This is a genomic window from Viridibacillus sp. FSL R5-0888, from assembly GCF_038009105.1.
In the GTDB taxonomy this organism is placed as follows: Bacteria; Bacillota; Bacilli; order Bacillales_A; family Planococcaceae; genus Viridibacillus; species Viridibacillus arenosi.
On record NZ_JBBPAU010000001.1, the window covers coordinates 541,055 to 561,215 of the forward strand.

A 20,161-nucleotide genomic window follows, 5' to 3' on the forward strand; every position below is an offset into this window, starting at 1 on the left:
TAATATTTTCTTGCAACTAAATCCTATATAATTTGTCCTGTTAAATAGAAAGTATGAAATGAGTGAAAAGGTTGTCAGATATACTGTATTACCTACTTGAAATGATCCCTGTTATGATTGTGGCGATTCCTTTTGTCGTTTATTTACGATTCAAGTCTCGCAAAAGAAAAGGGAATCCTCCGACTAATAGGTGGCATGAAATAGGGTTATTGTTCTTTTCTGTGTATGTAATTGGTTTGTTCTATGAAACAATCGTACCTAGAAATGGCATGAGTCTACAGCATCTTCAAATGCGCTTCCAAGAGGATATGATTTTAGGTGTGAATTTAAAATTGTTCCAAGTGTTCACGGATGTGTATAACGCTATTCATTATTTAGATTTATGGCAGCCATTTTTCATTAACTTTCTTGGTAATATAGCCATTTTCATGCCAATTGGTTTTTTACTACCACTGTTATGGCGCAAGATGGAGATGTTTCCTTATGTTTTTATTACAGCTTTGAGTTTATCTTTCTTTATCGAAACAATGCAACTACCACAAATGCGTAGTACTGATGTAGATGATCTTTGGTTAAATACATTGGGTGCGATATTAGGCTATCTTGTATACAAAGGGATGAAAAAGGGGTTGCCAAGTATCGGGTCAAAATGTAAGCAAATTGTTTAATTTACGAACTTTCGGGTATGGATAATGGAGCAATTTATGTAAGAAAGGGTTTTTTAAATGATTGAACAACGAGAACAATTAGAAGAAAATAAAAAGATGCATATTATAGATGATTTAATGGCGTTAGGTGTTTTTAAAGTTAATGATCAACAGCTTTATCAAGTATCTATAGAGGAGCTTGTGGAAGAATATCAAAAGCATTGTCAATAAAAGATTGCTACTTGGTGGCAATCTTTTTCGATTTTGCGAGGAAATAGTATAATAATCGTGGATACTAGGCGATAAAATGACTTTGTTATCATAGACAAACATTGGAGAAATAGAGAAAATAGCGTATAATTACTATGTGATTTTTTATTATAAAGCAAACTAGTGCGTGTTAAAATATATGACTGAATGTAACAAGATAGGAGAATTTAAATATATGTGTGGATTTACAGGATTTATAGGTGAGGTTTCAAACCCTGACGTAGTGTTAGAGAATATGATGAATCAAATTATTCACCGTGGACCAGACTCTGCAGGTACTTTTACAGATGGTGAAGCTGCACTTGGTTTCCGTCGTTTAAGTATTATTGACTTAGAAAATGGTAGCCAACCTTTGTATAATGAAGACCAATCTTTAGTATTAATTTTCAATGGTGAAATTTATAACTATCAAGATATCCGTAAAGACCTAATAGAAAAAGGGCATACATTTACAACTGAAACAGATAGTGAAGTTTTAATTCATGGTTATGAAGAATACGGTACTAAATTAGTAACTAAATTACGTGGTATGTTCGCATTCGTTATTTGGGATCGTAACAAAAAACGAGCATTTGCTGCACGTGATATGTTCGGTATTAAACCATTTTATTATGCCCATATGAATGGTACTTTAATGTTCGGTTCAGAAATTAAAACCTTCTTGCCACATCCACATTTCGATAAAGTATTAAATGAAAAAGCGTTAAAGCCTTATTTAACATTCCAATTCCCAGTGTTAAACGAGACATTCTTTAAGGGTGTTTTCAAATTGCCAGCAGCTCACTATATGACGTACGAAAACGGCAAAGTGACAACTACTCGCTACTGGGAACCAAAATTTAATCCTGAAGAGCGTCCACTTGATGAAATCGTTGAAGAGATCGATAGTGTCGTGCGTGACTCAATTAAAGCACACCAAATCTCAGATGTTAAAGTTGGTTCATTCCTATCAAGTGGTGTTGACTCAAGCTATGTAGCCTCTGTTTTAAAACCAGATAAAACTTTCACGGTAGGTTTTAGCGCTCAAAACTTCTCTGAAATTGACACTGCAAAAGAGTTATCTAAAGAGCTCGGTATTGAAAATGTCAATGAAGTACTTGATCCAGAAGAATGCTTTAACAAAATCGATGAGATTCAATATATTATGGATGAACCACATTCAAACCCATCAATCGTACCACTTTACTTCTTAGCTGAGCTTGCACGCAAACATGTAACAGTAGTGTTATCTGGTGAAGGTGCCGATGAATTATTTGGTGGTTATGAAGAATACGACGAATCATCGTCTATGAAAAAATATAAAAAAGTACCGGGCTTCATCCGTCGTCCAGTATCTGAAGTTGCCAAAATGCTTCCAGAAGTAAGAGGTAAACACTTCTTGATGAAAGGTGGCTTACCAGTAGAGGAAACATTTATTGGACAAGCACACATCTTCGAAGAGCAAGAAGCAGCTAATATTTTAACAGCAAAATATAACGATGCACCATCTGTCAAAGATATCGTAATGCCTGTTTATAAAAAGGCTGCAGGCGAAGACGATTTAACGAAAAAACAAATCTTAGACTTAAACTTATGGTTAGTCGACGATATTTTATTAAAAGCAGATAAAATGAGTATGGCGCACTCAATTGAATTGCGCGTACCATTCCTTGATAAAGAAGTAATGAAAGTGGCTTCGAAAGTACCGACTCGCTACCGAGTTAATGATGTTGATACGAAATATGCATTCCGTGTAGCTTCTAAACGCGCATTGCCTGAAGCATGGGCAAATCGTAAAAAAATCGGTTTCCCAGTACCAATTCGTTTATGGATACAAGAAGAAAAATACTTCAACAAGATTAAAGAATCATTTGAATCTCCAGAAGCAGCACAATTCTTTGACCAACAAGCAATTGTTAAATTATTAACAGACCATTACGAAGGCAAAGCGAAAAATCAACGTAAAATCTGGACAATTTATATGTTCTTAGTTTGGTACAAAAAATATTTCAGCTAAAAACAAGTGATAAGTAGAAGGGATCATCAGCATTGGATATGAGAGGTAAAATGCCAATGAGGCTGCTCCTCTTTTGCTTTGTACTGCTGGTAGCAGTGAGCGGTTGCAGCAGCATTTCCCCAGCAAAAGAAAAGCAGCTAGATGAGGGCATAAAAGTACTCATTGTTGAATTCGGTAGCCGCACGCCGATACCTGATATGAAAGTGACCGTCCGAGATATGGAGACGAATGAGGATGTAACGACAGCGACTGGGGATATAGAAGGAGAAGCTATCATTACTGACTTACAAGAAGGGCATCAATATTTGTTTGTCCCTTCATCAATTTATACAGATGATAGTGAACAGGAAAAAAGTGTCGGTAAAGTTGTGACGATTCAAGAAGATATGGGCTATGTAGTGTTGGAGACGTATTTTGAACGTGAGGAACAGCAATTAGATGTGCCGATCATAATGCAAAATCCTGAACTACCCCATGGCTGTGAAATCACAGCTTTAACTGCAGCACTTAATTATTACGGGTTAAATTTATCAAAAACAGATTTGGCTAAAAACTATTTACCAAAACAAGAGATTGTTGAAAAAGGGAATAAACGCATAGGTCCTGATCCAGCAAAAGCGTATGCGGGTGATCCATTTAACAAACTTACAGGTACCTATGTCTTTGCGCCAGTGATTGAAAAGGTAGCAAAGAAAATAGCAAAAGACAAGGACGTATCGTTGAAAGTAGAAAATGTAAGTGGTCAAAGTGCAGAGGAAATAGTCTCGCTTGTTCAAGAGGGAGTACCTGTTGTAGTTTGGGTTACACTTGATCTATCTAAGCCTACTTTTAAAGAAGGCTGGTGGGTTAAGGGAACAAATAGAAAACTGGATATGTATCGTAATCTTCATGCTGTTGTTCTAACTGGGCATATGGATGATAAAGTAATTGTAATGGATCCGTTACACGGCTATGTTTCTCACGACGAAACTAGCTTTTTCAAAAGTTATAAGAAACTCGGATCACAAGCTGTTGCAATTTGGAAGTAATCATCACAGGGGGATTAACCTCTGTGATTTTTTGATAAGGGTATACAAGTCGTATATGAACATTCAAAAAGAATTTACGAAATATGTTACACTAATGGCAAAACAATAGACTATAAGTGAGATGATATACAATGGCAGAACAACCATTTTTACCAATATTAATCGGATCAGATATGAATGCATACGGAATGGCTCGTTCATTTTATGAAGCATACGGCATTAAACCAATCGTTATCGGTCGTTCACATTTAACTGCAACGCAAAATAGTAGTATTCTACACTTTGAACAAGTACCCAATTTAAACGAGCAAGAAACTTTCGTAGATGAAATGGTGAAAGTAGCAAAGAAATATTCTCATAAAAAATTATTGCTACTAGCTTGTGGCGATGATTATGCGAAACTAATTATTAAAAACAAACCAGAGCTAATCAAATATTTCACAGTGCCATATATCGATGAATCATTAATGGATCAAATTTTGTTGAAAGAAAACTTTTACAAAATGTGTGAGAAATATAATTTCAGCTATCCAAAAACTGATACTTGCACGTATGAAACATATGAAAGCTTTGATGTGAAATTTAAATACCCTATTATTATTAAAGCGTCTAACTCAGTTGAATACTGGGCATGTAGTTTCCCAGGTAAGAAAAAAGTATTCGTTGCACATGATGAAGCTGAGAAAACTGCAATATTAAAAGCTATTTATAGCTCAACATATAAAGACCATCTAATCATCCAAGAATTCATCCCTGGTGATGATTCGTATATGCGAGTATTGAATGCTTATGTTGGACAAGATGGTAAAGTGAAATTGATGTCTCTTGGTAATCCAATCCTTGAAGAGCATTCACCAGAAGGAATTGGTAGCTATGCAGCTATCATTAACACATATGATAAAGAAATTATGGACCGAGTACGTATCTTCCTAGAGGATATCGGTTATACAGGTTTTGCTAACTTCGATATGAAGTACGATTCTCGTGATGGTGAATATAAATTATTCGAAATCAATTTACGTAACGGTCGTAGTAGCTACTACGTAACAGCAAGCGGACATAACTTGATGAAGTATGTAGCAGATGATCGTATGTTAGGTAAAGATTTAGGATTAACGTATGCGAAGGAAAAGCATTTATGGATGATTATCCCCAAAGGCGTTCTATTCAAATATGCTCAAAATGAGGAACTTAAAGCAGAAGCCAAACGTTTAATCAGAGCGGGTAAAATGACGAATTCGTTATTTTATAAAAAGGATTTTAACATTAAACGTTGGTTTAAATTAACGCTTAACAATTTAAACTACTACCGTAAATATAAAAAATATTTTAATAACAAAGGTTTGTCTTAAGTCATGAATAAAAAAACATTAGGTATTATTGGTGGAGTAGGACCACTTGCAACAATGCTTGTAGGAGAAATGATTGTCCGTAGAACGAAAGCTTTCAAAGATCAGGAACATGTGCATTTCATTATAGATAATGATACGCGTATTCCTGACAGAACAGCTCATATTCTGAATCCATCTGAACCAAGTCCGGTACCTTTAATGGTTGAGGATACGCATAAGCTAGCGACTGCTGGAGCAGAGCTAATTGCAATTCCTTGTAACACAGCACATACATTTTATGATGAGCTACAAGAAAACTCACCGGTACCAGTACTGCATATGATTCGAGAAACAGCTAATAAAGCAAAACAACTCGGTGCAAAACGAGTAGGAGTATTAGCAACAACCGGTACCCTTACCTCAGGTGTATATCAACATGCATTGGAAGAGGTTGGGTTAGAACCAGTTATCCCAAATGAACAACTGCAAAAGCAAGTCATGTCAATCATTTATGACTATGTGAAAGCAGGAAAAGCCGTTACACATAACGAATGGAATATGATTGAAGAAGCGATAAAAGCTGAAGGCTGTGATCGTATTATTTTAGGATGTACAGAGCTCTCAATTGTAAATCGTGAGCTTGCTCTTGATGATTCTTATATTGATTCGTTACTTGTACTTGCTGATTGTGCTATTGTTAGTTGTGGATATGAATTACTAGATTAGAGCGCAAAAACCTGTCCTTCATCTCAATTAAAGGGCAGGTTTTTATATAAAAACTATATTTCACATTACATATATGTGAATGGGAGAAGGTGGAACAGCAATGTCTTTTTTAACTTTATTAAACGAAGATTTACAAAAAAAATGGACTTTTGAACATACAATGCCAATCCAAGATGAAATGATTCCCGCATTACTTGAGGGCAAAGACGTCGTAGCAGAATCTCCGACAGGAACGGGTAAAACACTTGCGTATCTTTTACCAATTTTACAATCAGTTGACGGTACTAAAAAAGCAACACAAGCATTAATTATCGCTCCATCACAAGAGTTATGTATGCAAATTGTTGAAGTTATCCGTACGTGGGTTGCAGGAACGAACATTACAGTCGTTCCATTAATAGGTGGCGCGAATCCACAACGTCAAATTGATAAACTAAAGAAAAAACCAACAATCGTTGTCGGCACACCTGGACGTCTAAACGAATTAGTAAAAGCAAAAAAACTAAAGCTTCATGAACTAACGAAAATTGTCCTTGATGAAGGGGACCAACTTCTTAGTCGTGACTATCGCGTATTAGTAAAATCATTTATCGATGGAGCAAGTCATGGTCGCCAAGTAGCTGTTGTTTCTGCAACAATTACTGAGGAAATCGAGCTAGTCGCTGCACGTATGATGAATGAGCCTGTACGCTTCAAAGTTAGCTTAGATGAAATGCCAAACCAAGGAAAGGTAACGCATTCATTTATGAAAATCGAAGAGAGAAATAAAACAGAAATGTTACGTAAGCTTTCAAATGTAGAAGGTTTACGTGGTTTAGCATTTGTAAATAATTTAGATCAATTATTGATGAAAGAAACAAAATTATCATACCGTGCTGCACCAATTGTTGTTTTACACTCAGAAATGAAAAAAGAAGAGCGTAAAAAGGCACTAGATTCGTTCCGTAAAGGCGAAGCACGTATTTTAATTGCGACAGATGTAGCTGCACGTGGATTAGATATTGAAGGTCTAACACATGTAATACATGTAGATGTACCACATACAATGGAGCAATACTTACATCGTTCAGGCCGTACAGGACGCGCAGGAGCAGATGGTGAAGTATTAACATTACTTGCACACCATGAAGAGCATACGTATCGTAAATGGACTCGTGAGCTGCCATCAAAACCCGTTGAAAAAACGTGGACAGCTGGAAAATTAATCGAAGGAACAACAAAACCTACTGTGAAAAGGGGCAAATAAGAATGACATTCCAGGAGAAATTAGCACAATTTGCTGAGCTTGCTGTAAAAGTAGGCGTTAATATTCAAAAAGGTCAAACACTTCTAATTAACACAACTACAGATACAATTGAGTTTACACGTTTAGTTGTAAAAGAAGCATATGCAGCAGGAGCAGGTCGCGTTACTGTCAATTTTTCTGATGGAGAGATTGACCGCGCTTTTTTTGATAATGCTCCTGAGGATGAATTTGCAAAATACCCCCGTTGGATTAGTGAACAGCGTGACGAACTAATCGAACGAAAAGGTGCCTTATTATGGATTGATGCCGCAGATCCAGATTTACTATCAGGTGTCCCTGTGTCTAAGTTATCTGCACAACAAAAAGCAGCGGGTAAAGCATTAGCGAATTACCGTAATGCTGTTATGAACGATAAAGTTGCATGGGCAATCATTGCTGTTCCGTCGAAGCAATGGGCAGCGAAAGTATTCCCAAATTTAGAAGCTGACAAACAAGTGGAAGCCTTATGGGAAGCGATTTTCAAAACAGTTCGTATTGGCGAAGGAAATGCAGTTGAAAACTGGCAAGGTCATTTAGAAAACCTAGATACTCGTGCGGCTATACTGAATGCTAAACGCTTTGTAAAACTTCACTACACAGCTCCAGGAACTGATTTGACAATCGAATTGCCTGACAAACATATTTGGCAAACTGGTGCTAGTAAAACACCAGAGAATACTTCATTTGTGGCTAATATGCCGACGGAAGAAGTATATACAATGCCATCAAAATATGGAGTAGACGGATTTGTATCAAATACAAAACCTCTTGTCTTCCAAGGCAATATCATTGATGATTTCAAATTAACGTTTGAAAATGGTAAAATCGTCAAAGCTGAAGCTGGCGTGGGCAATGATTTATTACAAGAATTGATCAAAGCTGATGAAGGTTCAAAATACCTTGGTGAAGTAGCATTAGTGCCACATGAATCACCAATTTCTGCATCAAATATTCTTTACTACAACACATTATTTGATGAAAATGCTTCTAATCACTTAGCTATCGGTGAAGCATATCCAACGTGCTATGAAGATGGTAGTGAGTTATCTCCCGAACAACTAGAAGAGCACGGTATTAATACTTCTATTACACATGAGGATTTCATGATTGGTAGTGCCGACATGAATATTGACGGTGTTTTAGAAGATGGTACAATAGAACCGATCTTCCGTAATGGTAGTTGGGCATTTTAATTAATTGAGTAAAACTGGTACGTCTCCTTGGAGGGCGTTCCAGTTTTTTTATTGTTATAGAAGAATATAACTGGGTGATGTTTAGCTTTTATTTGGAATGAAAAGGACGTGAATATTCTGCTGAATTACAAACAGATGACTTAGTGCAACAAATCCTAAAGTTAAAGCAACAATCACAATTCCATAAAAAAACCCCTATGCATGGATTTATCCGCATAGGAGTAATTAATACTATGGTTTATATCTTGTTGTGGGTGCTTGTTTTGCTTTTGATTTTGCTTTACGAGAATCAATAACTTTAATAACGATTGGATAAACAATTGGTGCTAATTTAATTGCAGTTTTTACTACGTTTCTTACCTTCATTTAGTCGCACTCCATTTCTTATAAGCTAATAATAATTTATTCCCATTGATGCTTCATCTTAAACGCGTAGTACACGAACACCTTGGATGATATTCCAAATGATTACTGCTACAGATATTAGAATTTCTAAAATGATAAACGAGATAATTAAAATTGGCCCTGTACTTATAAAATTATCAGAACCACTGCCATAAAATCCAAACACGACAAAGAAAATAATGAAACCGATAATGGATGGGATAATGAGTAAAAGATGTGATATGAATGCTCGTTTCGCATGGTTTTTTACATTCGAATCAGCACTGACAAAATAAACAATCACTGGCAAAATAAATCCGGCAAAAAATATACTAAAGTAACACAATGCAGACAATACTCGATTGTTATCCAGCCCAAGCACCTCCAGTCATATTATTATCTACGCTACAAAGCCCAAAAAGATTCAACTCAATGCATGTACTTTTATTATATCTGCGTAACGGTATACAGATGAAATACTGACATATTCAGTGGGACCATGCCAATCTGCTCCAGTCGGTCCGAATTCGATGGCTCCTACACCATCTGCAGCATAAAATCGAGTATCAGCAGATCCATGTTGTCCAAATAGCATGTCCTGTTTGTCGCAAACTGTTGTCATTGTTTTTATTAATGATAAAACAAATGGATCATCAGCATCTGTTTTAACTGCAGGAGCAATACTGTGAATAATTATTTCAGCTGATATTTTTTCATCATCGAGAATTTTTTGAATTTCATTTAGAATATCTTCTGCTGATTGTCCTCGGACGTATCGAATATAATAGCGTACATTGCACTGATCTGGGACGACATTAAAACGTTCACCTGCTTGTATTGTTGCCAAATTAATTGATGGAGAATCATAAAATACATTACGAGCATTTGTTATTGGTGATTCTAACAGTTTGAGTGGAATTGCAGGGCTTGTAAAACGGCATTTAACCCCTCCCAAGGAAGACTACCATGTGATGCTTTACCTTTAAATTGAAGTTCGAATTGAAGAATGCCTTTTGCTTGTAAACCAATCTGCATTTGTGTAGGTACACCACAAATTGGCCATTGTAGCCATTACGAGCAAGCGTACCAGAGGTATTTTCACCGCCAATTTCTTCGTCTGTCACCAGATGAAGTTGAAGGCGTCTAGGCAGCTTGTCAGCTGATTAGATAACTCTACAAAGCTGAACATCATCGCCGCAACTCCGGCTTTCATTTCAGCAGCTCCACGTCCGTATAAAAGATCACCATCTACAAAGGGGGTATATTGTTCAATTGCTGCTGGGACGACATCAACATGGCCGTTCCAGATAAGACAATCTGCACCTTGTCCAATTTCAGCTGTTAAAATATCAAATCCATTATTTTGATGTAGGTTAACATCTATACCTTGTTTCTCAAGCCAATTAGCACAAAATTGTAATGCTTCATTTGCGCCAGTAGGAGTATCACTTTTATATATGATTAGCTTTTTAAGTAAACTAATCATCTAATTGTAATCACTTCAATTAAATTCCATTTTGTTTATTATATACGTTTTGAAAGAAATCTCTCATTCATTTCAGAGTAATCTATTGAAATAAAAGAATTGTTTGAGTACAATAGGGGTGTTCTACAATTACAATTAAATGATGTATTTACCACAAGGGGAGCCGAAATGGTCGGCTGAGAGTGAACCCAAAGTTCTAACCCTTTGAACCTGTAAGTTAATGCTTGCGTAGGAATGTGGATAGAAACCGACATATAACCGATGTCAGGACCTGTCCTGATGTCGTTTTTTTGTTGCCAAAAGTTTTACTATCTAGAGCCCATTTACAAATGGGATACGTTTAGGTCTTGTGTGTTCTACATCAGAACTACGGGAGGATATTTATTTTGAACAAAAAGAGATTGTTGTTTTTAATCGAGATTGCAATTTTTTCTGCAATCGGCTTAATTTTGGATCAGTTATCATTTAAGCTATGGGCTCAAGGTGGTTCTATTAGTCTTGTTATGGTACCAATTGTATTAATGGCATTCCGATGGGGTGTATCGGGTGGTTTAATTACCGGGTTTTTAATTGGTTTATTGCAAGTGGCGATGGGTGCTTCAATTTTCACACCTGTTCAGGGATTTATCGATTACTTTATAGCATTTACTGTAGTCGGTCTAGCTGGTGTTGTGAGACATCTAGTTTTTGCAGCGAGTAAGCAATTAAACAAAAAAGCAATGACTTTGTATATTGTGCTCGGTACAACTCTAGGTGGTTTATTGAGGTATATTGCTCATACTACAGCAGGGATTGTCTTCTTTAGCGAATATGCAGGTGACCAAAATGTTTATTTGTATTCTATAATTTATAATGGTACGTATATGTTGCCAGCTACTATACTAACAGCGGTTGTAGCTGTACTTTTATTTACTTCAGCACCGCGATTATTACAACAAAAAAATTAAAAAAAAAGAGGATTCCTTATAGATGGAGTCCTCTTTTAGTACTTTCAGTTATGTAATTTCATATGTTAAACATAAGAACTAAATAAAATTATTCTAAATATATAGACATTTGAAATAGCTATATACGCGATTTTCATGTTCTTCATTTTGCGAAAAAAGTGTTATAGTAGAGAGTAGACATATGAGAAGAAGGGATCGTATAAAATGATAGCTATAACTCAAGAGGATATTGCAGGATTGAAAAAAGCTGGACGTGTGATGGCCCAAATCCGTGAAGCGATGAAGGCAGCAACAAAACCAGGAATTACAACTAAAGAATTAGATGAAATTGGTGGCCGTTTATTTGAAGAAAATGGAGCCGTTTCAGGACCTAAAAGTGAATATGATTTTCCAGGATATACATGCATAAGTGTGAACGAACAAGTTGCACACGGCATTCCAGGGAACCTTACTCTAAAAGAGGGAGACCTTATTAATATTGACGTTTCAGGTCATGTTAATGGCTATTTTGCAGATACTGGCGTGTCATTTGTTGTAGGTGAAGGATCTTACCCAGAAATCGATAAACTTTGTCAAGTTGCAGAAAGCGCATTTGATCGTGCGATGACGAAAGTAAAACCAGGTGCACGTTTAAACCAAATTGGTAAAGCGGTCGAACGTGAAGCGAAGGCAAACGGTTTAGCAGTTATTATGAACTTAACAGGTCATGGCATTGGCCGTTCACTTCATGAAGATCCACAACATGTATTAAATTATTTTGATGCATGGGATCGCACCATTTTAAAAGAAGGTATGGTTTTAGCTGTTGAACCGTTCATCTCTCAAAAAGCAGAACATATCGTTGAAGCAGGTGATGGTTGGACATTTATAACGCCTGACAAATCACTAGTTGCTCAATATGAACATACAATCATCGTAACAGATGGTGAACCTATTATTACAACTAAATTAGACTAAAATAATGAAAAAGCCTCCCTTGAATTTTCTTCAAGGGAGGCTTTTTGTTTTCTACAGTTATTTAGAAGGCTTTTGTTTTTTTATAAATAAGATTCCTGCCAATAAGACGCCACTTAAAAAAAGTGCTGCGGTCGTTACTAGTAATTCCTCAAAGCCATTTTTTATCGCAATCCCTATATAAGCCCAAATGAAGACGATAGGAAAATAAATATCATAATGGTGGAAACGAATATGAAGTGCAATAGCGGTACCTAGAGTAAGCATAATAACAGCCCACAAAGGATTACTTAAACCTAAGCCATTCCAATGATTAGACGTTAAAACGAAAGAGATATTTGTTATTGTTGCTACGCAAATCCAAGCAAAGTAAATGGAAATGGGTATGGCCTTTGACCATGTTTGTTCATCATTACTATATGAGAAATATAGAAGTGCTAAACAAGATAATAATAGTAGCATTACAACAACAGTAAGTTGGAAGTAATTATAATGCCACAGGAAAATCCACAAAACATTAAGTAGTGAACTGGCTGTAAATAACAATGTTTGTTGAATAGAAATCGTGTTCTTTATCTGATGATTGAACCAATGTTTATAAATCCAGTAAGCTAAAGTTATGTATATAAAGCCCCAAATAGTAAAAACATATCGTGCTGGAGTGAAAAGAACCGTATAACTGTCGGAGATTTCGCCAGTAGTTTGACCATTTAGTGGAAGAATATTAGCAGCTAAGTTTACGGTTACCATTGCAATATAAGCGATGGTAATAATAATCAATCTCCCCAATAAAATCTCCTCCTTCATGTTGGGAATAGTATAAAAATCTGAATGTTGTTGCACTCTGAAGTAGAAAAGAATCTCGATAAAATTGCGTATATATACAAACAATATCTTCCGATTTTAATGTATATGTATAAAGTATACATTCGATTAGTTAGAACAACAAATATCATTTCAGTACAATTTGCTGTAAAATAATAGTATAAAAGTAAAAGGAGTGGTTAAAGTGAGTAAACGCATTGAAGATATAAAATTAGACAAACATCTAAACGATAAACCTTCCTACAAAAAGGAACTAAAAAAATTACAATTTGAACTATTAAATATTCAACAGTTCTTGTTCAATCATAATATAGGGCTTGTGTTAGCCTTTGAAGGGATGGACGCAGCTGGTAAAGGTGGAGCGATTAAACGTTTAACACAACGACTGGATCCTCGTGGATATATCGTACATCCAATTGCCGCACCGCAACCCTTCGAACTAAAATATAACTATCTACATCGCTTTTGGACGCGCCTACCTTACAAAGGGCAAATCGGCATTTTCGATCGTTCATGGTATGGACGAGTACTAGTAGAACGTATTGAAGGCTTTGCTAAACAAGAAGAATGGCAACGTGCCTACGAAGAAATTAACCGATTTGAAAAACTACTTACAGATGATAACTATATCGTAGCGAAATTCTGGATTCAAGTGTCAAATGAAGAACAATTAAATCGATTTAAAGAACGACAAGAAGATCCCTATAAAAAATGGAAGCTTACAGATGAAGATTGGCGCAATCGTGACAAGTGGCCACTTTATGTTGAAGCAGCAAATGATATGTTCAAGAAGACCGATAAACCTCATGCACCATGGATTTTAATATCAGGTGATGATAAAAATTACGCACGAATTCAAGTGTTAAAAGAAATAATCGCACATGTTACAAGAGAATGTGAACTTAGAGGATTAAAAATTACTGATCCCTCGGAAACTATTAGCGAAGAAGTCTAACTATTTCGTGTCCAGAAGTATTATACTGAATATGTAAGATAATTTAGTAATGGAGGTCGGAATATGACAAACAAAAAATTCCCAGAAGTATGGGATTTAGAGTCCGTATTTACAGGAGGTAGCAATTCAGAAGAATTAAGAATCCAATTAGACAGAATCCAAGTTGAATTAGAAGAACTTCAAAATGCAGTTTCAAGTATTGTGGCAGAAGATGCAAAATCCATTTTAAATGTTCTAGAACTAATGAAAGAAGTATATATTAATATGGGGCAAGCAGGTTCATTTGTATCTTGTTTACAAGCGCAAGATATGACTGATAAAAAAGCATCTTTACTACGTGGTGAAATTTCATCATTAGCTGCGAATTTTGCACCGATTAAATTGCAATTTCAACAAGTATTAAGTGGCATAGAAGAAGAAAAGTGGACAGATTTACTAACTACTGAGGAGTTATCACAATTCAATTTCACTTTAAATGAATGGCGAGATGAAACTAAATTAAAACTTTCTGAGCAGGAAGAGAATATTATTTCTGCATTAAAAGTAGATGGTTATAATGCTTGGGGAGAAATGTATGATCTATTGATTAGCGATATTAAAATTCCTTTTACAATTGATGGTGAGGAAAAAGAGCTTTCGGTAGGCCAAGCGAATAACTTAAGTTCACATCCAGATGCTACAGTGCGTCAAGCTGCTTATGAAGCGCTTGAAAAAACATGGACTGAAAAAGAGGAATTCTTTGCAAAAACGTTGAATCATATAGCAGGGTTCCGATTAGCTACATACAAAAAAAGAGGTTGGGATTCGGTATTACAAGAGCCACTTCAAACTAACCGTATGCAACCTGAAACGATTGATGCAATGTGGGGTGCAATTACAGATCATAAAGCACCTTTCGTTGAATATTTAAAGCGTAAGGCAGAGCTGTTAAATACAAGTACAATGGATTGGTTTAACTTAGATGCCCCAATTACTGCATCAACTGAGACGATTTCTTATCAAGAAGGCGCAGCATTTGTCATTAAAAATTTCGGACGTTTCGGCAAGAAGCTAGAAACCTTCGCTACAAATGCAATTGAAAACGGATGGATTGAAGCAGAAAATCGCCCAAATAAACGTCCAGGTGGATTTTGTACTGGTTTACCATTAACGAAAGAATCACGAATTTTCATGACTTATAGTGGTACTATGTCTAATGTTGCAACATTAGCACATGAATTAGGTCATGCATTCCATTCGTATGCATTACGTCCGATTCATACTTTGAATACTGGCTATGCAATGGGTGTAGCAGAAACAGCTTCTACATTTGCTGAAATGATTGTTGCAGATGCAGCTGTTCAAGAAGCAAACTCGGTAGATGAAAAAATAGCATTACTTGAAGATAAAATTCAGCGCAGTGTCGCATTCTTCATGAATATTCATGCTCGATTCTTATTCGAAACACGTTTTTATGAAGAACGTAAAGAAGGAATTGTACCAGCTCAACGCTTGAATGAAATAATGGAAGAAGCACAAAAAGAAGCTTATGCAGGTGCGCTAAATGTTGCTCATCCCCATTTCTGGGCTTCAAAATTGCACTTCTATATGACAAGCGTGCCATTTTATAATTTCCCATATACATTTGGCTATTTATTCTCATTAAGTATTTATGCTAAGGCGAAAGAAGAAGGTAGTAGTTTTGAAGATAAATATATCGCTTTATTACAAGATACAGCTGTTATGTCTGTAGAAGATTTAGCGATGAAACATTTAGGTGAGGATATTACAGAAAAGGCATTCTGGGAAAAGGGAATTCGTATATGTGAACAGGATGTTGAACAGTTTTTAGAATTAACCACTCAAAAAGGGTGATCTGACATGGTGTTTCTTGAAGGAAATCGCTGCTATTTACGAACATTAGAGGAAGCCGATGTTTCGGCATTCACAAATCTAGTTAAGCGTAATAAGCGCTATTGGTCGATCTATGAGCCATTACATGAGGATGAGTTTTATACAGAACACACTCAAAGAAAGAAGATTATTGAGTCTATTCAGCGTATGAGACTCAACCGTGAGTATAGTTTTGCAATATTTGCAATGGGAACGTCGGATCTTGTAGGACATATATCGATTTATTCTATCAAGAGATTACCATTTGCAAGTGCTTTTGTCGGTTATTCAGTAGATAAACGTTATATTGGACAAGGAATTGCATCTGAGGCGCTAGAGCTAGTAGTTAAATTTGGCTTTGAAGATTTGTCGCTACATCGAGTAGAAGCTTACGTATCGCCTAAGAACATTGGCTCTGTCCGCGTTTTAGAGAAAACAGGATTCCAGCGAGAAGGATTATTAAGAAAGCTACTGTACATTAACGGAAACTGGGAAGATCATTATTTGTATTCTTATATAGATGATGAATTTTGAAAGGGTAAGGCCGTCTGGCGGAGATGGAAAAGTACTGTCAGAGGGATGCTGTACGGAATGAAATAATTAGCGAATCATTTCCTGGGAAATACGTCGATTTCTGTTCGAAAAAGAAGAAGCGAGGGTCACTTAACAGGTGACTCTCGCTTTTTGTCATATCAATTATTTTGAACCGTCTTCAACTACATCAAGACGTCCTGTACTTGGGTCAATTACTAAACCGTGAACGGGAATAGAGTCGATAACTAAAGGATGACTTCGAATCATCTCAACACTATTTCGTACGTTTTCAGTTACATCATCAAAGCCTCTTAACCAGTCATGTAAGTTTGCACCAGAGTAATTTAGAAGATCAATGGTATCTTGAGAAACACCACGATCAACCATTTTAGCTAACATGTTGTCAGGGTTAACTGCACTCATACCACAATCGTAGTGCCCAATGACAAAAATCTCATCTGCTTGTAACTCATAAATTGCAACAAGTAGACTGCGCATAATACCACCAAATGGATGGTTTAATGTTGCACCTGCACTTTTAACGATTTTGACATCGCCATTACGTAAATTCATTGCTTTTGGTAATAGTTCCACAAGGCGAGTATCCATGCATGTTAAAATAACAAAATGCTTATCTGGAAATTTACTTGTAATAAAAGGCTCATATTGCTTTTCTTCTACAAAGGCTTCATTGAATGTAAGAATCTCATTTATTATAGACATTAAAAAGTTCCCCTTTCCTTACATACTTATTTTAGAATAACTATTCAGAAAAGAGAATAAGTTTTCACGAATTTAAGAATTCAATTTTTGTAAAAGGTTCATTGTATCTAGAGAACGTCCAGTACCAATTGCAACAGATTCTAATGGTGATGGAGCTAGAATAACAGGAACAAGTAGTTCATCTGAAAGCCATTCAGGCATACCTTTTAATAGAGAACCGCCACCTGTTAACACAACACCTCGGTCTACAATATCTCCGGATAACTCTGGTGGGCAGCTTTCTAATGTTCTACGAATAACCTCTAAGATTGAAAGAAGAGATTCTTTAAGGCAACCTTGAATTTCTTCTGAATTTAAAGTGATCGTTTTTGGTAAACCAGTTACTATATCTCTACCACGTACTTCCATGAACTCTTTATCATGTTGAATTAAAGCATAACCAATTTCTTTCTTAATATTCTCAGCAGTATGTTCACCGATTAGCACGCTATATTCCTTACGTGCAAAATGAATAATCTCATCATTCATTCGGTCGCCACCTAGTTTCATAGTGTTTGAAGTAACAACACCACCAAATGAAATGATTCCGACCTCTGTTGTTCCTCCACCGATATCAACGATGACACTTGCGATAGGTTCACTAACGGGAAGATCAGCACCAATTGCAGCAGCAACTGGTTCCTCGATTAAGAAGACTTCTTTAGCTCCACATTGTTTAACAGCATCTTTTATAGCTAAGCGCTCAACTGAAGTAGCTCCTGAGGGAGTGCAGACAATTACACTTGGTTTACGGATTGAGCCACCTATAATTTTTCCGACCTTTTGCATAATGACTTTAATCATTTCGGTAGTCATATCAAAGTCGGCAATGACACCATCGCGAAGGGGACGGATTGCTTGAATATTCGCGGGCGTTTTACCGATCATATTCTTCGCTTCAGTACCGATTGCGATAACTTCATTTGTAGTTGTATTTACTGAAATAACTGATGGTTCATTTAATAAAATTCCTTTGTTTTTTGTATATACTAACGTATTGGCTGTGCCAAGATCGATTCCAATTGCAGTTGTTGAAAACATTGTATACTTCCTCCCTTATAACATTGCCTCATAAGTATAGAGGAAAAACGATAAAACACATATGTTACATTTTGGAAGTTGTAAATCGTATTAAGGAAATATGTGAAATTAGTATTTTTTAATAATCATTTTTTGGTAAAAATATAGGTAATTAGTTTTATTATGTCACAAGTTTGTTACAAAATTGTGAGGAAAATATAAAAAAACAGTTACTTATTAGTAACTGTTTTGGATTAAAAGTTAGTTTTTTGGTTTTGGATCAACAAGAGTTGCAGTTGAAGTATCTAATCCTACTAGTAAATAGTGAATAAGGATTCCACCAGTGATTAGGATAAGTGCTGAAAATCCTAATACTGTTACTATAAATGTACCCATGATAAAACTCCTCTCTACCATTATTAAAGATTCATTAACTACCAGTATACATGATATTTTGCTTCAACATAAGTCTAATTTATGGATTACCATTTTACCAATGCATTATATGTACGTAAGTTGTACACTTCAGTAGGATTTAGAGTGCAAAATAATAGTTACATTATTATTTGTAGTAAACTTGCTGGAATATTAAAATGCCCAGCTTCCTTGGCGGAATATTGGTTCTACGTTGTTATCTTCTGTAATACCGTCTATATCCATCTTGTCAGAACCAATCATAAAATCTACATGTGTTAGACTTTGGTTTAAGCCGTTCTCGGCAATATCTTCACGGGACATGGTTTTACCACCTTCTATGCTGAATGCGTAAGCACTACCAATAGCTAAATGGTTGGAAGCATTTTCGTCAAACAGTGTGTTATAGAATAATAGACCCGATTGCGAAATAGGTGAATTGTGTGGAACTAAAGCAACTTCACCTAAATAATGTGAACCTTCGTCAGTAGCTACAAGTTGTTTAAGTACTTCCTCACCTTGCTCAGCAGATACGTCCACGATTCGACCATTTTCAAAGGTAATTTTAAATTGATCAATAATATTGCCACCATAGCTTAATGGTTTAGTACTAGAAACAAAACCGTTAACGCCGGTTTTAAAAGGTGCAGTAAAGACTTCTTCTGTAGGCATGTTAGCCATAAACTCTTTACCATTCACATTGACACTTCCGCCACCACACCATAAATGGTTTTTAGGAAGCTCGATTGTAAGGTCTGTTCCAGGTGCACGGTAATGCAATTTATGGTATTTTTTTTCGTTTAAATAGGATACTTTATCGTGTAGTGATTCATCAAGTGTTTTCCAGGCTTGGATTGGATCTGCTACATCGACTCTTACAGCTTTGAAAATTGCGTTCCAAAGTTGCTCAACTTGTTGGTCTTGAGGTAGTTCAGGGAAAACTTTGGCAGCCCAATCTTTAGAAGATGCTGCAATAACATTCCAACTAATTTTATCAGATTGTGCATATTCTCTATATTTACTCAAGGCTTTACCGGTAGCTTTTTGGAATGCAGAGATACGGCTAGATTCAATCCCCGCTAGTAAATCTGGACTTTGGGAAACAATGCTTATGAAAGCAGCACCTTGTTCTGCTAACCAATTGCGTTCTTCCGTTTTCCAATGTGGGTAAAAGTCAAAAGAGTCTGCGGGAGCTAACTCATAACGTAAACGGTTAATTTGATCATCTGCGAAATCAACAAATACTTGTTTAGCGCCAGCTTCATAAGCTTTTTTAGTAATTAAGCGGACTAACTCTACATTATCAGTAGAAGTGCTGATGTAAAGAAATTGATTGGGTTGGATGTTGACACCTATTTTAACAGCAAGTTCAGCATAACGATCTAATTTCTCATTGAATGAAATCATGACGACATTCCTCCTTAATTTAAGTTAATTGTAACAATTTTTGAAAGATTATAAAAGAAAAAGTGAAGGACCATAATTTTGTCCTTTTCACGAAATTTCAGCAAATATCTTCTATTGTTTACAAT

Annotated in this window: 23 protein-coding genes and 1 riboswitch; of the genes, 13 read left to right on the plus strand and 10 right to left on the minus strand. The window is 36.1% G+C overall.

The window, feature by feature from the left end; translation table 11 throughout:
• Positions 1-71: 71 nt before the first annotated feature.
• The 8 genes from MKY02_RS02625 (at position 72) to MKY02_RS02660 (ending at position 8,476) form a co-directional block, all read left to right on the plus strand.
• A complete protein-coding gene (locus tag MKY02_RS02625) occupies positions 72-668 on the plus strand; it encodes a VanZ family protein (protein WP_051448535.1) in 597 nt (198 codons plus the stop codon).
• A 57-nt stretch (positions 669-725) separates the two neighbouring features.
• Positions 726-878, plus strand: coding sequence for a Fur-regulated basic protein FbpA (locus tag MKY02_RS02630; protein WP_076035144.1), 153 nt, complete (start codon positions 726-728; stop codon positions 876-878).
• A gap of 214 nt (positions 879-1,092) precedes the next feature.
• Positions 1,093-2,913, plus strand: a complete 1,821-nt coding sequence (gene asnB / locus MKY02_RS02635; RefSeq protein WP_038178612.1) for an asparagine synthase (glutamine-hydrolyzing) — start codon at positions 1,093-1,095, stop codon at positions 2,911-2,913.
• A 56-nt stretch (positions 2,914-2,969) separates the two neighbouring features.
• Complete coding sequence (locus MKY02_RS02640) at positions 2,970-3,941, plus strand: C39 family peptidase (RefSeq protein WP_340710577.1); 972 nt, start codon at positions 2,970-2,972, stop codon at positions 3,939-3,941.
• Between the two features lie 131 nt (positions 3,942-4,072).
• On the plus strand, positions 4,073-5,293 hold the full coding sequence (locus tag MKY02_RS02645; RefSeq protein WP_038178610.1) for a carboxylate--amine ligase: 1,221 nt from the start codon (positions 4,073-4,075) through the stop codon (positions 5,291-5,293).
• A gap of 3 nt (positions 5,294-5,296) precedes the next feature.
• Positions 5,297-5,998: an aspartate/glutamate racemase family protein gene (locus MKY02_RS02650; protein ID WP_038178608.1), complete on the plus strand. Its 702-nt coding sequence runs from the start codon at positions 5,297-5,299 to the stop codon at positions 5,996-5,998.
• A gap of 100 nt (positions 5,999-6,098) precedes the next feature.
• On the plus strand, positions 6,099-7,244 hold the full coding sequence (locus MKY02_RS02655; protein WP_038178606.1) for a DEAD/DEAH box helicase: 1,146 nt from the start codon (positions 6,099-6,101) through the stop codon (positions 7,242-7,244).
• A 2-nt stretch (positions 7,245-7,246) separates the two neighbouring features.
• On the plus strand, positions 7,247-8,476 hold the full coding sequence (locus MKY02_RS02660; protein ID WP_038178603.1) for an aminopeptidase: 1,230 nt from the start codon (positions 7,247-7,249) through the stop codon (positions 8,474-8,476).
• A 231-nt stretch (positions 8,477-8,707) separates the two neighbouring features.
• Here the strand turns inward: MKY02_RS02660 and MKY02_RS02665 are convergent, their stop codons facing one another.
• The 5 genes from MKY02_RS02665 to MKY02_RS02685 form a co-directional block, all read right to left on the minus strand.
• Positions 8,708-8,842 (minus strand): hypothetical protein, encoded by a 135-nt coding sequence (locus MKY02_RS02665; RefSeq protein WP_235175658.1) that lies wholly within the window; start codon positions 8,840-8,842, stop codon positions 8,708-8,710.
• Positions 8,843-8,900: 58 nt separating this feature from the next.
• Positions 8,901-9,164, minus strand: a complete 264-nt coding sequence (locus tag MKY02_RS02670; RefSeq protein ID WP_235175657.1) for a hypothetical protein — start codon at positions 9,162-9,164, stop codon at positions 8,901-8,903.
• Between the two features lie 120 nt (positions 9,165-9,284).
• Entirely contained in the window at positions 9,285-9,815 is a 531-nt protein-coding gene (locus tag MKY02_RS02675) for a M20/M25/M40 family metallo-hydrolase (RefSeq protein WP_268746449.1), read from the minus strand.
• Complete coding sequence (locus MKY02_RS02680) at positions 9,761-9,895, minus strand: peptidase dimerization domain-containing protein (RefSeq protein ID WP_268746448.1); 135 nt, start codon at positions 9,893-9,895, stop codon at positions 9,761-9,763. The genes MKY02_RS02675 and MKY02_RS02680 overlap by 55 nt, the downstream gene beginning before the upstream one ends.
• A gap of 85 nt (positions 9,896-9,980) precedes the next feature.
• On the minus strand, positions 9,981-10,346 hold the full coding sequence (locus MKY02_RS02685; RefSeq protein WP_235175656.1) for a M20/M25/M40 family metallo-hydrolase: 366 nt from the start codon (positions 10,344-10,346) through the stop codon (positions 9,981-9,983).
• A 146-nt stretch (positions 10,347-10,492) separates the two neighbouring features.
• Positions 10,493-10,598, plus strand: a riboswitch (TPP riboswitch).
• A 134-nt stretch (positions 10,599-10,732) separates the two neighbouring features.
• Between MKY02_RS02685 and thiT the strand changes: the two genes are divergently transcribed.
• Positions 10,733-11,293 carry an energy-coupled thiamine transporter ThiT gene (thiT, locus tag MKY02_RS02690; protein ID WP_038178602.1) on the plus strand — a complete coding sequence of 187 codons (561 nt, stop codon included), beginning with the start codon at positions 10,733-10,735 and terminating at the stop codon, positions 11,291-11,293.
• 204 nt (positions 11,294-11,497) lie between these two features.
• Positions 11,498-12,250: a type I methionyl aminopeptidase gene (gene map, locus MKY02_RS02695; protein ID WP_038178600.1), complete on the plus strand. Its 753-nt coding sequence runs from the start codon at positions 11,498-11,500 to the stop codon at positions 12,248-12,250.
• A gap of 57 nt (positions 12,251-12,307) precedes the next feature.
• Here map and MKY02_RS02700 read toward each other — a convergent pair whose 3' ends face one another.
• Positions 12,308-13,036, minus strand: a complete 729-nt coding sequence (locus tag MKY02_RS02700) for a tryptophan-rich sensory protein (protein WP_076035143.1) — start codon at positions 13,034-13,036, stop codon at positions 12,308-12,310.
• A 220-nt stretch (positions 13,037-13,256) separates the two neighbouring features.
• Between MKY02_RS02700 and MKY02_RS02705 the strand changes: the two genes are divergently transcribed.
• The 3 genes from MKY02_RS02705 to MKY02_RS02715 all read left to right on the plus strand — a co-directional run bounded on the left by MKY02_RS02705 (position 13,257) and on the right by MKY02_RS02715 (position 16,433).
• Positions 13,257-14,027 (plus strand): polyphosphate kinase 2 family protein, encoded by a 771-nt coding sequence (locus tag MKY02_RS02705; protein ID WP_038178597.1) that lies wholly within the window; start codon positions 13,257-13,259, stop codon positions 14,025-14,027.
• 63 nt (positions 14,028-14,090) lie between these two features.
• The gene (locus MKY02_RS02710; protein ID WP_038178595.1) at positions 14,091-15,881 is read left to right on the plus strand and encodes a M3 family oligoendopeptidase; all 1,791 of its coding nucleotides are present in this window, start codon (positions 14,091-14,093) and stop codon (positions 15,879-15,881) included.
• A 6-nt stretch (positions 15,882-15,887) separates the two neighbouring features.
• A complete protein-coding gene (locus MKY02_RS02715) occupies positions 15,888-16,433 on the plus strand; it encodes a GNAT family N-acetyltransferase (RefSeq protein WP_038178593.1) in 546 nt (181 codons plus the stop codon).
• A 162-nt stretch (positions 16,434-16,595) separates the two neighbouring features.
• Here the strand turns inward: MKY02_RS02715 and MKY02_RS02720 are convergent, their stop codons facing one another.
• The 4 genes from MKY02_RS02720 to MKY02_RS02735 all read right to left on the minus strand — a co-directional run bounded on the left by MKY02_RS02720 (position 16,596) and on the right by MKY02_RS02735 (position 20,036).
• The gene (locus MKY02_RS02720; RefSeq protein ID WP_038178591.1) at positions 16,596-17,156 is read right to left on the minus strand and encodes a beta-class carbonic anhydrase; all 561 of its coding nucleotides are present in this window, start codon (positions 17,154-17,156) and stop codon (positions 16,596-16,598) included.
• Between the two features lie 72 nt (positions 17,157-17,228).
• On the minus strand, positions 17,229-18,236 hold the full coding sequence (gene mreBH, locus MKY02_RS02725) for a rod-share determining protein MreBH (protein WP_038178589.1): 1,008 nt from the start codon (positions 18,234-18,236) through the stop codon (positions 17,229-17,231).
• A gap of 240 nt (positions 18,237-18,476) precedes the next feature.
• Positions 18,477-18,611, minus strand: coding sequence for a hypothetical protein (locus MKY02_RS02730; protein ID WP_255511482.1), 135 nt, complete (start codon positions 18,609-18,611; stop codon positions 18,477-18,479).
• Between the two features lie 192 nt (positions 18,612-18,803).
• Entirely contained in the window at positions 18,804-20,036 is a 1,233-nt protein-coding gene (locus tag MKY02_RS02735; RefSeq protein ID WP_340710581.1) for an aminopeptidase, read from the minus strand.
• Positions 20,037-20,161: the final 125 nt, after the last annotated feature.